Origin of the sequence: Enterobacter sp. T2 (assembly GCF_010692925.1) — a bacterium.
GTDB classification, from domain to species: Bacteria; Pseudomonadota; Gammaproteobacteria; order Enterobacterales; family Enterobacteriaceae; genus Enterobacter; species Enterobacter kobei.
The window spans coordinates 995,113-1,009,599 of sequence record NZ_CP048736.1; the positions used below are offsets into that span (position 1 = coordinate 995,113).

Annotated in this window: 13 protein-coding genes; 10 read left to right on the forward strand and 3 right to left on the reverse strand. The window is 56.2% G+C overall.

Annotated elements, in window-relative coordinates; genetic code table 11:
- The first annotated feature begins 41 nt into the window (after positions 1 to 41).
- From G0034_RS04680 to ppnP, 5 genes are all read left to right on the forward strand, one after another.
- Positions 42 to 500 (forward strand): YaiI/YqxD family protein, encoded by a 459-nt coding sequence (locus tag G0034_RS04680; protein ID WP_014882734.1) that lies wholly within the window; start codon positions 42 to 44, stop codon positions 498 to 500.
- 144 nt (positions 501 to 644) lie between these two features.
- Complete coding sequence (gene aroL / locus G0034_RS04685; RefSeq protein ID WP_014882735.1) at positions 645 to 1,169, forward strand: shikimate kinase AroL; 525 nt, start codon at positions 645 to 647, stop codon at positions 1,167 to 1,169.
- A 44-nt stretch (positions 1,170 to 1,213) separates the two neighbouring features.
- The gene (yaiA, locus tag G0034_RS04690; RefSeq protein ID WP_014882736.1) at positions 1,214 to 1,405 is read left to right on the forward strand and encodes a protein YaiA; all 192 of its coding nucleotides are present in this window, start codon (positions 1,214 to 1,216) and stop codon (positions 1,403 to 1,405) included.
- 238 nt (positions 1,406 to 1,643) lie between these two features.
- Positions 1,644 to 2,321 carry an AroM family protein gene (locus G0034_RS04695; protein WP_014882737.1) on the forward strand — a complete coding sequence of 226 codons (678 nt, stop codon included), beginning with the start codon at positions 1,644 to 1,646 and terminating at the stop codon, positions 2,319 to 2,321.
- A 71-nt stretch (positions 2,322 to 2,392) separates the two neighbouring features.
- Positions 2,393 to 2,680, forward strand: a complete 288-nt coding sequence (gene ppnP / locus G0034_RS04700) for a pyrimidine/purine nucleoside phosphorylase (RefSeq protein WP_014882738.1) — start codon at positions 2,393 to 2,395, stop codon at positions 2,678 to 2,680.
- A gap of 48 nt (positions 2,681 to 2,728) precedes the next feature.
- Here ppnP and rdgC read toward each other — a convergent pair whose 3' ends face one another.
- Positions 2,729 to 3,643: a recombination-associated protein RdgC gene (gene rdgC / locus G0034_RS04705; RefSeq protein WP_014882739.1), complete on the reverse strand. Its 915-nt coding sequence runs from the start codon at positions 3,641 to 3,643 to the stop codon at positions 2,729 to 2,731.
- A gap of 123 nt (positions 3,644 to 3,766) precedes the next feature.
- On the opposite strand from rdgC, the gene mak reads away from it, so the two are divergent.
- On the forward strand, positions 3,767 to 4,672 hold the full coding sequence (mak, locus tag G0034_RS04710; RefSeq protein WP_014882740.1) for a fructokinase: 906 nt from the start codon (positions 3,767 to 3,769) through the stop codon (positions 4,670 to 4,672).
- 98 nt (positions 4,673 to 4,770) lie between these two features.
- On the opposite strand, the gene sbcC is transcribed toward mak, so the two are convergent.
- Both sbcC and sbcD read right to left on the reverse strand, forming a co-directional pair.
- Entirely contained in the window at positions 4,771 to 7,902 is a 3,132-nt protein-coding gene (sbcC, locus tag G0034_RS04715; RefSeq protein WP_179120556.1) for an exonuclease subunit SbcC, read from the reverse strand.
- A complete protein-coding gene (sbcD, locus tag G0034_RS04720) occupies positions 7,899 to 9,104 on the reverse strand; it encodes an exonuclease subunit SbcD (RefSeq protein WP_179120557.1) in 1,206 nt (401 codons plus the stop codon). The genes sbcC and sbcD overlap by 4 nt, the downstream gene beginning before the upstream one ends.
- Before the next feature lie 186 nt (positions 9,105 to 9,290).
- Between sbcD and phoB the strand changes: the two genes are divergently transcribed.
- The 4 genes from phoB (at position 9,291) to proY (ending at position 14,479) form a co-directional block, all read left to right on the forward strand.
- The gene (gene phoB, locus G0034_RS04725; protein WP_008503265.1) at positions 9,291 to 9,980 is read left to right on the forward strand and encodes a phosphate response regulator transcription factor PhoB; all 690 of its coding nucleotides are present in this window, start codon (positions 9,291 to 9,293) and stop codon (positions 9,978 to 9,980) included.
- 21 nt (positions 9,981 to 10,001) lie between these two features.
- The gene (phoR, locus tag G0034_RS04730; protein ID WP_014882743.1) at positions 10,002 to 11,297 is read left to right on the forward strand and encodes a phosphate regulon sensor histidine kinase PhoR; all 1,296 of its coding nucleotides are present in this window, start codon (positions 10,002 to 10,004) and stop codon (positions 11,295 to 11,297) included.
- Between the two features lie 408 nt (positions 11,298 to 11,705).
- Positions 11,706 to 13,025: a branched-chain amino acid transporter carrier protein BrnQ gene (brnQ, locus tag G0034_RS04735; RefSeq protein WP_014882744.1), complete on the forward strand. Its 1,320-nt coding sequence runs from the start codon at positions 11,706 to 11,708 to the stop codon at positions 13,023 to 13,025.
- 80 nt (positions 13,026 to 13,105) lie between these two features.
- Positions 13,106 to 14,479, forward strand: a complete 1,374-nt coding sequence (gene proY / locus G0034_RS04740) for a proline-specific permease ProY (protein WP_014882745.1) — start codon at positions 13,106 to 13,108, stop codon at positions 14,477 to 14,479.
- Positions 14,480 to 14,487: the final 8 nt, after the last annotated feature.

Below are 14,487 nucleotides of genomic sequence, written 5' to 3' on the forward strand. Positions count from 1 at the left end.
GCAGGCGACAATAGTCGGCAGAGACATTATGGGGAGACAATATGGCGATTTGGGTTGATGCGGACGCGTGTCCGAATGTGATTAAAGAGATTTTATTCCGCGCCGCCGAGCGCGTTCAGATGCCACTGACGCTGGTGGCGAACCAGAATATCCGCGTTCCGCCTTCGCGCTTTATCCGTTCCTTGCGCGTCCCGGCCGGGTTCGACGTGGCGGATAATGAAATTGTTCGTCTGTGCAGCCCGGAGGATCTGGTCATTACCGCTGATATTCCACTGGCGGCGGAAGTGCTGGAGAAAGGCGCAGCGGCGCTCAACCCGCGCGGTGAACGTTATTCGCCTTCAACCATCCGGGAAAAACTCACTATGCGTGATTTTATGGATACCATGCGGGCCAGCGGCGTGCAGACCGGAGGGCCGGACAGCCTGTCCCAGCGCGATCGCCAGCAGTTTGCTGCCGAACTGGATAAATGGCTGCTGGAAGTGAAGCGTCGCACAGCGTAATGATAATTATTGTCACTTTGTGGTACAGTGTGGCTTCCGCAGGGTTGTCATCCCGTACCGCTTTGCAGTAAAGTATTCTACACATCTTCTGCAATGATTTCTTTACACTCTTCAGCCATCCGGCATCAAGGGGAACACCTGGCTATGACCCAACCCATCTTTTTAGTTGGCCCCCGCGGCTGTGGGAAAACCACCGTTGGCCTGGAACTGGCACGCGCATGTCATCGTCAGTTTGTTGATACCGACCACTGGCTGCAAACCGAGGCCGGCAGAACCATCGCGGACATTGTTGAGCAAGAGGGATGGGAGAGCTTTCGCGCACGCGAAACGGCCGCGCTGAAAGCGGTCACCACGCCGTCAGCCGTGATTGCGACAGGAGGGGGGATTGTTCTCGCCGAGTGTAACCGGCATTTTATGCGTGAAAAGGGCATTGTGATCTATCTCTGCGCGCCGGTTTCGGCTCTCGTGGGGCGCCTTGAGGCCTTTCCGGAGGAGGGACAACGTCCGGCGCTGACCTCCAGACCGCTCAGCGAAGAGGTGAGCGAAGTCCTGGCCGAGCGTGATGCCCTGTACCGTGAAGCGGCGCACCACGTTGTGGATGCTTCTGCGGCACCGGAAGAGGTGGTGATTCAGATTATTACCGCCCTGCGTTTGGCTTGTGCCAGCTAACCGCCGTCTATACTGATAGCTCAGACATAAAAAAAGGATGAGCTATGCCAACCAGACCTCCCTATCCGCGCGAAGCACGTATCGTTACCGTTGAAAAAGGCACAGGCGATCAAACCGTGACCTGGTATCAGCTGCGTGCCGATCACCCCAAACCGGACTCGCTGATCAGTGAACATGAGACTGAACAGGAAGCCCTGGATGCCAAACGGCGCTACGAAGATCCCGAAAAGTCATAGATGTTTTCCTAAACGCTCCAATACCGTGCCTGAATCACACTTTTTACTCATCGCCAATGTTAAGCAGGAGTTAATATTTAGTTATTACAGGTGACTCCGTTACCCGCAGGTGATCTTTACATTTCGCGATGCAGATCACCTGCTACGCTTGGTGCTGTTTTGTTGAAAAAACGAACTGTGCAGCGTAGTGAGCCTGTACCTGTGTAATAAGATTTTGTAGTAATGGAAGGCGAAGACGATGAAGGCAACGTTGGCGATCCTCACTATTGGTGTGGTCCCTGTAAGCGAAGTGTTACCGCTTTTAACCGAGCATGTCTCTGAACAGCAGATCACGCATCTCAGCCTGCTTGGTAAGATGAGCCGGGAAGAGGTCATGGAGGACTACGCTGTTGAGGCGGGGGAGGAGCCCCTGGCGACGTTATTAAGCGACGGTAAACTGGCGCATGTTTCACGACAGAAAATTGAGCGTTCGCTGCAGGCAGTGATAGAAGTGCTCGATAATCAAGATTATGACGTTATTTTGCTGATGAGTACCGCCCCCATTAAGGGACTGGTGGCGCGCAATGCGATTTTGCTTGAGCCAATGCGCATCATTCCGCCGTTGGTGGCCTCTATTGTTGACGGGCATCAGGTGGGGGTGATTGTGCCGATGGAAGAGCTCATGAACAACCAGGAAGCAAAATGGCACGTGCTTGAAAAAACGCCTCTGTATGCCCTGGCAAATCCCTTCTGGGACAGCGAGGCCAAACTGATCGCTGCCGGGAAGGCGCTACTGGAGAAAGGGGCGGATGTGTTGATACTGGACTGCCTCGGTTTCCATCAGCATCACCGTGATTTATTGCAAAAGGCGCTGGACGTGCCGGTGCTGTTATCAAATGTTCTGATGGCGCGCCTGGCTTCCGAACTCCTGATGTAATGATTTTGCGTGACAGGCAATGAGCATGGCCCCTATAGTGAATTTTTATCTCTGAATATAAGGGCCAGTTCATGCTTCAAAGTAACGAATACTTTTCCGGTAAAGTGAAATCCATTGGTTTTACCAGCAGCAGCACGGGCCGCGCCAGTGTGGGCGTCATGGCTGAAGGGGAATACACCTTTGGCACGGCCGAAGCGGAAGAGATGACGGTAGTCAGCGGCGCGCTGAACGTCTTACTGCCGGGTGAAACGGAATGGAAAGTTTACGCTGCCGGGGAAGCCTTCAACGTTCCTGGCCACAGCGAATTTCATTTGCAGGTTGCTGAACCGACCTCTTATCTGTGCCGCTATTTGAAATAAAAAAAAAGCCGGGTGACGCTAACGCTTACCCGGCCTGTGTTTTGCCTGTTATCTCTGCGCTTCGCCGCCGAGGCCTTCCACCAGATTCTGAATTAACGCCGCCAGCTCACCGGTCATCAGGATAAAGTCCGCATCAAAACGCTGGGCGTAATCTTCCCGGTCAATATCTTCGTTTTGATCGCGCAGCTCATCACAGAACTTCAGACGCTTCACGGAGCCGTCATCACACATCACGAACTGAATGCGCTGCTGCCAGTCGAGCGCCAGTTTGGTAACGACTTTCCCGGCTTCGATGTGTACCGCGATTTCGTCACTCACCAGATCCTGCTTTTTGGCGCGGATCACGCCGCCATCTTCCAGCAGGGCTTTCAGCTCGGCTTCATCCAGAATCTGGAAACCTTGCGCCGCAGTACCACTGCGAACCCATTCTGTCAGGGTCAGCTCAATCGGCGTTTCCAGTGCCAGCGGAACGACCGGTAAAGAACCGATACTTTTACGCAGCAGGGCCAGGGTATCTTCTGCTTTTTTGGCGCTGGCGCAGTCGACCATGATCAGCCCGTTAACGGTATCGATCCACATCATCGTCTGGCTAAAGCGGCTAAAAGCGCGCGGCAGCAGAGAGTGCAGGACTTCATCTTTCAGCGAATCTTTTTCGGTTTTTTTCAGCTTGCGGCCCTGCTCGGCTTCCAGCTTGAAGATTTTTGCTTCAAGCGCTTGCTTCACCACCGGCGTGGGCAGAATTTTCTCTTCTTTGCGAGCGCAAACGATGATTTGTCCCGTGCTGCTGGCGTGGGTCAGGGCATCGCTTTGTGAACCCATTGGCGGAACCCAACCGGTTTTTGCCATATCCTGGCTACCGCAAGGGGAAAAGCTATAAGCGGCTAACTGTTTTTCCATCTCTTCTGCACGCAGCGAAACGTCGCGGCTGAGACGGTAAACCATCAAATTTTTGAACCACAGCATGATAATTTCCACGGCCTTGTCGTTAAATCAGCGGGCATGATAACGAATTGTCGCATCGCTTGCATTGCTAATCGGGAAGCGTGCTTCTACTCTGTTGATAATCAAAAGAATGAGGAGAGTCTTGTGCGTATTGGGATTGATTTGGGCGGCACCAAAACAGAAGTCATTGCACTGAGCGAGCAGGGGGAACAGCTGTTCCGCCACCGTCTGCCTACGCCGCGCGATGATTACCACCAGACCATCGAGACGATTGCCCGGCTGGTCGATATGGCCGAGCAGGCGACAGGGCAAAGCGGTACCGTCGGGATGGGTATCCCGGGGTCAATCTCCCCTTATACCGGCGTGGTTAAAAATGCTAACTCCACCTGGCTGAACGGTCAGCCGTTTGATAAAGATTTAAGCGCGCGTCTGAACCGGGAAGTGCGTCTGGCCAATGACGCCAACTGCCTGGCGGTCTCCGAAGCCGTTGATGGCGCCGCCGCAGGGGCGCAGACCGTTTTTGCGGTGATTATCGGGACCGGCTGCGGCGCGGGCGTGGCGTTTGGGGGGCGTTCGCACATCGGTGGCAACGGCACGGCGGGCGAGTGGGGGCACAATCCGCTGCCGTGGATGGATGAAGATGAACTCAAATACCGCGCCGACGTGCCGTGTTACTGCGGCAAGCAGGGCTGTATTGAGACGTTTATCTCCGGCACCGGTTTTGCGACCGATTACCACCGCCTGAGCGGTCGACCGCTCAAAGGTAATGAAATCATGCGTCTGGTTGAAGAACAGGATCCGGTGGCTGAACTGGCCCTGAGCCGTTACGAAATGCGTCTGGCAAAATCGCTGGCGCACGTCGTGAATATTCTCGATCCGGACGTGATTGTGCTGGGGGGCGGGATGAGCAACGTTGACCGCTTGTACGCCACGGTGCCAAATCTTGTGAAGCAGTGGGTTTTCGGCGGCGAGTGTGAAACCCCGATCCGCAAAGCCGTCCACGGCGACTCCAGCGGCGTGCGCGGCGCGGCGTGGCTGTGGCCGGAATAAAAGCAAAACAGCAACACAAGTTGCTGTTTTTGATGTTTGTACCCTCTCCCTGTGGGAGAGGGCAAGGGTGAGGGCACCAGACCGCAGCGACCCTTTATTCACCCCACCGCAAACTCCCTGTCCAGCCTGCTATACCCCAGCCCATTAATCTTCTTCACCTTAATCTGCACCGGTATGCGCTCTTTCATCGCCTCGACGTGGCTAATGACGCCGATGGTTTTCCCGGTAGCGTTCAGCGCGTCGAGCGCATCCAGTGCGGTATCCAGCGTTTCACTGTCGAGGGTGCCGAATCCTTCATCCAGGAACAGCGAATCGATTCGCGTTTTGTGGCTCACCAGATCGGAAAGCGCCAGCGCCAGCGCCAGGCTGACCAGGAAGCTCTCGCCGCCAGAGAGCGTGCGTGTATCGCGTACGGCATCCGCCTGCCAGGTGTCGACTACTTCCAGCTCCAGCGCATCGCTGGCTTTGCGCTGGAGCAGATAACGCCCGTGCAGGCGATTTAGCTGCTGGTTAGCAAGCCAGACGAGATTATCCAGCGTCAGCCCCTGAGCGAACTTACGGAACTTATCGCCGGTACTGGAGCCGATCAGCGCGTTCAGATAGCCCCAGTCGTCGGCCTGACGCGCGGCCTCTTCAATTTGCTGCATCAACGTCAGCTGATGCTGACGGTTGTCGCTGTCCTGCTTGAGCTGCTGGCGGATCTCGCCCTGATGCGTGGTGTTCTCGCGAAGCTGTTGCGCCAGCTGCTGCAGCTGGATTTGCAAAGTGGATGCATCGGCCTCGAGACCTTCCGGGCGCAGCGCAACATGCGCCTGTAGCTGCTGGTTCGCCTGGCCAGATAGCGCCGTGGCCTGCTGTATCTGGTTTTCCAGCGACTGCTTCAGCTGTTCGAGGCCACGGAGGGTGTCATCATCCAGCAGGGCGGCAATGAACGCCTCCCTGTCGGCAAAACAGCTGGCAGAGAGCGCCGCGGAGAATTGGGTCTGCGACTGTTGCAGGCGCTCTTGCTCCAGCGCCTCCTGTTGCTGCTGGGCGGTAAGCTGGCTTTGCAGCGATACGCATTCATCGTGAATGGCGCGCCAGCCATCAGGAATGGCCGGTTCGGTCTCTTCGGTGTGGGTTGCCGGAAGTGTGTCGAGCAACGGCTTCAGAGCGTTGCTGCGTTCCACAAGCACGCCGTGCTGCGTTTGTTTTTCCTGCCACTGCGCGAACTCTCCTTCGCGGGCGTGCAGCCAGGCGGCTTCGTTCCCCTCTTCGGGAACGCTAAGCGACAGCGTGAGCAGGGTGTGTTCCAGCGTCTGGCGTGTCGCCGTCAGCTGCTGCTGATACTGGCGCGCCTGCGCTTCCTGTTCGTTCAGCTGGTTTTGCAGGGTAAGACGCTGGCTGAGCTGATAAAGCTGGCGCTCATAGTGTTCCTGCTCGTTTATCCATGGCGCGATATCTTCCTGAATATTCAATGTGATATTCAGGGACGCGCAGATCTCAAGCCACTCTTTAGTGAGTGCTTGCTCTTCCTCAGACAGGGTCTGCACGTCGCCCGTCTCGCGCTGAATCTGCTGAGCCAGGGCATTAACCTGCCCCAGCACCAGCAGGCCTTCTTCTTTTAGCGCGGCCACCTCTTTTTCCAGCGCATCACGGCGGCGCTGGTTATCCGTCAGCTCAAGCGATTGATATTGCTCAATGGCGGGATGCTCGCAGGAACCGCACAGGGGACAAGGTTTGCCTGCCTCAAGCTGTGAACGATAGCTTTCCAGATCTTTAATTGTCGCTTCACGCTCGCACAGGGCCTTCAGATCCAGATAGTGCTGGTGTTTCTCTTTGTACTGCTGGCGGCGCAGCGTCAACGTTTCATTAAGTTTGCTCTGCTCCGCCTGGGCTTTCTGTACGTTTTCATTGCTCTGGCGCAGGCGCTTTTGCAGCGGCTGATAGCGAGCGTGTAGCGACGTCAGCCGCTGGCGCTGTGTGCGTGACCGGGACTGCTGCTCCATTGCCACGTTGACCTCATCCGCCGTCAGCGTGAGCGTATTTTCCGGCATGTCAGTCAGCTTGTTACGTAACTCAGTCATCCGCGCAGCATGCGTGGCCAACTGGTTTTTATCGCGGTTAAGCTGTGAGAAGAGCGCGCGCCATCCGGCAATTTCCTGACCCAGCAGGCGATAACGCTCGTGCTCCGCCAGCCACTGCGCCAGCGCCGTCAGTTCAGTATGAAGCTCGGCGTGGGTACGCAGGGCAGTATTACGGATCCGCGCGCGCAGCGCGGTTTTGGCTTGTAAGCGAGTATTTACTTCAATAATTCGCTGCTGGGTTTGCGTCAGACGCGAGGTTTGCTCCTGCTGGTGTGCCCAGAGCGGACGAAGCTGGGCGGCGGGCTGCGCAAGCTGGAGCTTTGCCAGCTCAGGCGCAGCGTCCGTCAGAGCCTGTTGTGCCTGCTGCTGCAATGCGGTGATGCGTTGTTGCTCGCGCACAAGCTCATCATGACGAGTAAGCCACTGAAAATGTTTCTGCTGGTTTTGCTGCTGCGCCAGTAACGTTTTCTCTTCGTCAGTAAGTGCCTGCAAACTTTGCTGTAATTGCTGCTGCTGTTCTTCACTCAGCAGCACGACGCCCGCTGCCTGCGCCTCGCACTTTTCCAGCAGGCTGCGGGCGGCTTTGTGTTTTTCAAACACCATGGCGGAAATCTGGCCGTAGATTTCGGTGCCGGTCAGCTCTTCCAGCAGCTCTGCGCGATCGCTCGGTTTGGCATTCAGGAAGGCGGCAAATTGCCCCTGTGAGAGCAACATTGAACGGGTAAAGCGGCCATAGTCCAGACCGGTGAGCGCGGCGGTTTGCTCCAGCTTGTCCGTGACTTTATCGGCGAGGATTTTGCCATCTTCGCAGCGGGCCAGCTCCACGCGCGGCGCCTGCAGGTTGCCGTCCGGCTGGTTGCGTGCCCGGTTCTGGCTCCAGAAGGCACGGTAGGCGATGCCTTTTACCTCAAACTCCACTTCCGCCAGACACTCGGCGGTATCTCGCGTCATCAGGTCGTTTTGTGCCTGGGAAACCTTACTCAGGCGCGGCGTTTCGTGATAAAGCGCCAGACAGATGGCGTCGAGCAGGGTGGTTTTACCTGCGCCTGTGGCGCCGGTAATGGCAAACAGCCCGTTGCTGGCAAAGGGTTCAGCGGTAAAGTCAATTTTCCACTCGCCCTTGAGGGAGTTGAGATTTTTCAGACGCAGGCTCAAAATTTTCATGCGTTTTCTTCCTCGTCATTGAGGGCATGCAGGGTATGGGTGAACAGTTCGCTGAGTCTTGCGCGCTTCGCGTCGTCAATATCCTCCTGCAAGAGCCTGCGCTCAAACACCTCTTCTACCCGCAACTCGCTGAGCGTTTCCCGCTGGGCGCTTAACAGAATTTTCTCGCGCTGCTCGCGGCTGCGGCGCACCAGTAAGACCTCTACCGGCAAGTCTTCCGTCAGCGCCTGGATTTTTCGCTGCATATCATGCAGGTAGTCATCCGTAGTGATTTCGATATCCAGCCAGACGGGGGGGGCAAGCGCGGTGCCGCGCCACTGTTCAAGCTGAGCGGTGATGGCCTTCAGATCGCCTTTCAGCACCGCCAGCGGCTGGGTGACCGGCACCTCCAGCGTCTCGACGGCACTGAGTTTGCCCTCGCTGAAGCTCACCAGATGCACGGATTTGGCTTTGCCGGTTTCATCGAAACTGAGCGAAATAGGGGATCCGCAGTAGCGGATATGCTCGCAGCCGCCGATAACCTGGGCGCGGTGAATATGCCCGAGCGCAATGTAGTCCGCAGGCGGGAAGTTCTGCGCCGGAAAGGCGTCCAGCGTGCCGATATAGATGTCACGCACGGCGTCACTTTTACTGGCCCCAACGGTGGTGAGATGCCCGGTCGCAATCACCGGTATCGGCTGTTCGCCACGCAGGTTGCAGGCATCCGCGTGCTGCTGGTGATAATAGTCGGTGATGGCCTGTAATAAATGTTGCTGCTTTTCCGTGCCCGACAGTCCCGCCTGACTTTGTACTATATCGCGCGGGCGTAAAAAGGGGATCGGGCACAGCACTGCCCCCGGCGTACCGTCGCGTTTTTTCAGGATCTGCGGGGCATGCCCGGCGCTGGCGACGACGGTAGTATTGAGAAACGCCAGAATGTCGCGGGATTCATTGAGCGTTGCCACGGAGTCATGGTTACCGGCGACTATCACCAGATGACAGCCGGTCTGCTGCAAGTTCACCACGAAGCGGTTATACAGCTCGCGCGCATAGCTGGGGGGCGACCCCGTATCAAAGATGTCACCCGCGACAATAATCGCATCGACCTCGTGGGCCTGCGCCGTCTCCAGCAGCCAGTTCAGGAACGCTTCATGTTCAGCCGCACGGCTTTTGCTGTAAAAATTTTGACCGAGATGCCAGTCCGAGGTGTGAAGTATGCGCATAGCGGTTCCGTGGCAAAAATGAGAAAGCAGGATTATAAACGTTCAGAGAAGGGAAAATAACCGCTGTAATAAAACAACGGTTTGCCCGCTTCCGTGGTAATGTTTTTCATAAATCTGTCATAAATCTGACGCATAATGGCGCCGAATTACAAACGTGTAACTTAATAAGATAAGACAGGGCAAAGTATGGCGAGACGTATTCTGGTCGTAGAAGATGAAGCTCCAATTCGTGAAATGGTGTGCTTCGTGCTCGAGCAAAATGGCTTCCAGCCGGTTGAAGCGGAAGATTATGACAGCGCAGTGAACCAGCTGAATGAACCCTGGCCCGATCTGATTCTGCTGGACTGGATGTTGCCTGGCGGCTCCGGACTGCAGTTTATCAAACATCTGAAGCGTGAAGCGCTGACCCGCGACATCCCGGTTGTCATGCTCACGGCGCGCGGAGAGGAAGAGGATCGCGTGCGCGGACTAGAAACCGGCGCGGACGATTACATCACTAAACCGTTCTCCCCAAAAGAGCTGGTCGCCCGCATTAAAGCCGTGATGCGCCGTATTTCACCGATGGCGGTGGAAGAGGTGATAGAGATGCAGGGACTCAGCCTTGACCCGACCTCGCACCGCGTGATGACCGGCGAAAACCCCCTCGATATGGGCCCTACCGAATTTAAACTCCTGCACTTCTTTATGACTCACCCGGAACGCGTATACAGCCGCGAGCAGTTGCTGAATAACGTCTGGGGAACTAACGTGTATGTCGAAGACCGGACGGTTGACGTACATATTCGCCGCCTGCGAAAAGCGCTGGAACTGAGCGGCCACGATCGCATGGTACAGACGGTCCGCGGCACGGGTTATCGTTTTTCGACCCGTTTCTGAACAATGACAGGAGTGTGACGCGTGCTGGAACGTCTGTCATGGAAAAGGCTCGTCTTTGAACTGATCTTATGCTGTATTCCGGCCTTCCTTCTTGGGGCCTTTCTCGGACATCTGCCGTGGTTTCTGCTGGCGTCGGTCACCGGGCTGCTGATCTGGCATTTCTGGAACCTGCTGCGCCTCTCCTGGTGGCTGTGGGTTGACCGCAGTATGACCCCACCGCCGGGCAGCGGCAGCTGGGAGCCCCTGCTGTACGGCCTGCACCAGATGCAGATGCGTAATAAAAAGCGCCGTCGCGAGCTGGGAAGCCTGATTAAGCGCTTTCGCAGCGGGGCGGAGTCGTTGCCGGATGCGGTCATCCTGACCACTGAAGAAGGCACCATCTTCTGGTGTAACGGCCTGGCGCAACAGCTGCTGGGCCTTCGCTGGCCGGACGATAACGGTCAGAACATCCTTAACCTTTTACGCTATCCCGAATTCACGCTGTATCTGAAAAAGCGTGATTTTACCCGCCCGCACAATCTGAAACTCAATAATGGTCGCCATCTGGAAATCCGCGTGATGCCTTACAGCGATAAGCAGTGGCTGATGGTGGCGCGCGATGTCACCCAAATGCACCAGCTTGAGGGCGCGCGCCGTAATTTCTTTGCGAACGTCAGCCACGAACTGCGTACTCCGTTGACCGTGCTTCAGGGCTATCTGGAGATGATGCAGGAGCAAACGCTGGAAGGTGCGCCGCGTGAAAAAGCGCTGCATACCATGCGCGAGCAAACGCATCGCATGGAAGGGCTGGTGAAGCAGCTGCTGACGCTCTCGAAGATTGAAGCGGCGCCTACGCTTGCGCTGAATGACACGATAGATGTGCCGATGATGCTGCGGGTTGTGGAGCGTGAAGCGCAGACGTTAAGCCACAAAAAGCATCACCTGACCTTCGAGGTCGACAGCACGCTAAAGGTGCTGGGCAGTGAGGATGAGCTTCGTAGCGCCATATCCAACCTGGTGTACAACGCGGTGAACCATACGCCGGAAGGGACGGATATTATGGTGCGCTGGAACCGTACCCCTACGGGCGCCGAGTTTAGCGTGGAAGATAACGGGCCGGGGATCGCACCGGAGCATATCCCGCGTCTGACCGAACGCTTCTACCGCGTGGATAAAGCGCGGTCGCGGCAAACAGGGGGGAGCGGCCTGGGGCTGGCGATTGTGAAGCACGCGGTAAATCACCACGAAAGCCGACTTGATATTCAGAGTACGCTGGGGAAAGGAACCCGCTTCAGTTTCGTTATTCCGGAACGATTAATTGCCAAAAAGACCGCCTGAGGGCAGGTGTGTCATTTTCCCTTTCCACGGGTCAGCGTCTGCTGGCCCGTTTGCTTTGCAGTCAAGCGAAACGCGGATGAATAATATACGGCTGGGTGTTTTTTGTTCGCATGATTAGCCATGAGTTTTTCCTGTAAATAGCGTATTGTGCTGGCGTGTATTTTCATGCTGGCATATTGTTCTGGTTTTGAGATCCCACCTTGCCTTTAAACGTTATAAGCGTTTAAATTGCCCCCCAGATACTGTCAGACCGACTGTATTTGCGTGGTAAATCGAAAAACTATTCTTCTCCACGCCAGGACGGGAGCATTTCCCGCTGAAATTGAGCAATTTTTGGCTGTATCGTCCCGTCAGGGAAAACGAAAATCTCAATGTTTTCAACACCACATCCACAGGCAGTAAGGTTTTATGACCCATCACTTAAAATCGCGTGACATCATCGCGCTGGGCTTTATGACATTTGCGCTGTTCGTTGGCGCAGGCAACATTATTTTCCCTCCAATGGTTGGCTTACAGGCGGGTGAACACGTCTGGACCGCTGCGTTTGGTTTCCTGATTACTGCCGTGGGTCTACCGGTACTGACCGTCGTCGCGCTGGCGAAAGTCGGTGGCGGCGTGGACAGCCTCAGCACGCCGATTGGCAAAGTCGCAGGTGTTCTGCTGGCCACCGTCTGCTATCTGGCCGTGGGCCCGCTGTTTGCCACCCCGCGCACGGCGACCGTTTCCTTTGAAGTGGGGATTGCTCCGCTGACCGGCGACGGCCCGATGCCGCTGTTTATCTACAGCCTTGTCTACTTCGCGATTGTCATTCTGGTCTCCCTCTATCCGGGCAAACTGCTGGATACCGTGGGTAACTTCCTGGCGCCGCTGAAAATCATCGCCCTGATCGTTCTCGCTGTGGCCGCTATCATCTGGCCAGCAGGCCCGATCAGCGACGCAATGGACGCCTATAAAAACGCCGCGTTCTCTAACGGTTTTGTGAACGGCTACCTGACGATGGATACGCTGGGCGCAATGGTGTTTGGTATTGTTATCGTTAACGCCGCGCGTTCCCGCGGTGTGACCGAAGCGCGTCTGCTGACCCGCTATACCATCTGGGCTGGCCTGATGGCTGGTGTGGGTCTGACGCTGCTGTATCTGGCGCTGTTCCGCCTGGGCTCTGATAGCGCCATGCTGGTTGATCAGAATGCGAACGGTGCGGCTATTCTGCACGCTTACGTCCAGCACACCTTCGGTGGTGCGGGCAGTATGCTGCTGGCGGCGCTGATTTTCCTGGCGTGTCTGGTGACCGCAGTGGGCCTGACCTGCGCCTGTGCTGAGTTCTTTGCGCAGTATCTGCCGCTCTCTTACCGCACCCTGGTGTTTATCCTCGGTATCTTCTCCATGGCGGTGTCCAACCTCGGTCTGAGCCACCTGATTCAGGTCTCTATTCCGGTGCTGACGGCCATCTATCCGCCGTGCATCGTGCTGGTGGTGCTGAGCTTCACCCGTCCGTGGTGGAATAACTCCTCACGAATTATTGCGCCAGCCATGTTTATCAGCCTGATTTTTGGTATCCTTGACGGGATTAAAGCATCAGCGTTCGCCGCGATTCTGCCCGCCTGGACACAGCGTCTGCCGCTGTCCGAGCAGGGCCTGGCCTGGCTGATGCCTACCGTTGTTGCACTGGTTCTGGCGATTATCTGGGACCGTGCTGCAGGGCGCCAGGTTGCATCTAACGCCCATTAATCAACGGCAACAAACTGTTTAACCACGGGGCTTAAGGCCCCGTGGTTTTTTGTTTTTTCGTGTTGAATGGCAAGATTTTAATGGAAAGCACTAACAAACTTAAACGTGGTCTCAGCACACGCCACATCCGCTTTATGGCGCTGGGCTCTGCGATTGGTACCGGTCTTTTTTATGGCTCGGCAGATGCCATCAAAATGGCCGGTCCAAGCGTTCTGCTGGCCTACATCATCGGCGGCGTGGCGGCGTATATCATCATGCGCGCCCTCGGAGAGATGTCGGTTCACAATCCTTCTGCCAGTTCGTTTTCGCGCTATGCGCAGGAAAACCTCGGACCGCTGGCCGGGTTTATCACTGGCTGGACCTACTGCTTTGAAATTTTGATTGTGGCCATTGCCGATGTGACGGCGTTTGGTATCTATATGGGCGTCTGGTTCCCGACGGTGCCGCACTGGATCTGGGTGCTGAGCGTGGTGCTGCTCATCTGCGCCGTCAACCTGATGAGCGTGAAGGTGTTCGGCGAACTTGAGTTCTGGTTCTCCTTCTTCAAGGTCGCCACCATTATCATCATGATTGTGGCCGGTTTTGGCATCATCCTCTGGGGGATTGGCAACGGCGGTCAGCCGACCGGGATCCATAACCTCTGGAGCAACGGGGGCTTCTTCAGCAACGGCTGGCTCGGGATGGTGATGTCGCTGCAGATGGTGATGTTCGCCTACGGCGGTATTGAAATTATTGGTATCACCGCCGGGGAAGCGAAAGACCCTGAGAAATCCATTCCACGTGCCATCAACTCCGTGCCGATGCGTATTCTGGTGTTCTATGTGGGCACGCTGTTCGTGATTATGTCCATCTACCCGTGGAACCAGGTCGGTACCAACGGTAGCCCGTTTGTGCTGACCTTCCAGCATATGGGCATTGCGTTTGCTGCCAGCATTCTGAACTTCGTGGTGCTGACCGCGTCGCTTTCCGCGATCAACAGTGACGTCTTTGGCGTGGGCCGTATGCTACACGGCATGGCGGAGCAGGGCAGTGCGCCGAAGGTGTTCGCTAAAACCTCCCGCCGCGGCACGCCGTGGGTGACGGTGGTGGTCATGACCGTTGCGCTGCTGTTCTCGGTTTACCTGAACTACATCATGCCGGAGAACGTCTTCCTGGTGATTGCGTCGCTGGCGACCTTCGCGACCGTGTGGGTGTGGATCATGATCCTGCTGTCGCAGATTGCGTTCCGCCGTCGCCTGTCGCCGGAAGAGGCGAAAGCGCTGAAGTTTAAAGTCCCGGGTGGCGTTGCTACAACCGTCGTCGGGCTGATCTTCCTGGTGTTTATCATTGGCCTGATTGGCTACCATCCGGATACCCGAATTTCCCTCTACGTGGGCTGTGCGTGGATCGTCCTGCTGCTGGTTGGCTGGGTGTTTAAATGCCGCCGCGATCGCCAACTGGCAGAAGCGCAGTAATTTTTTTA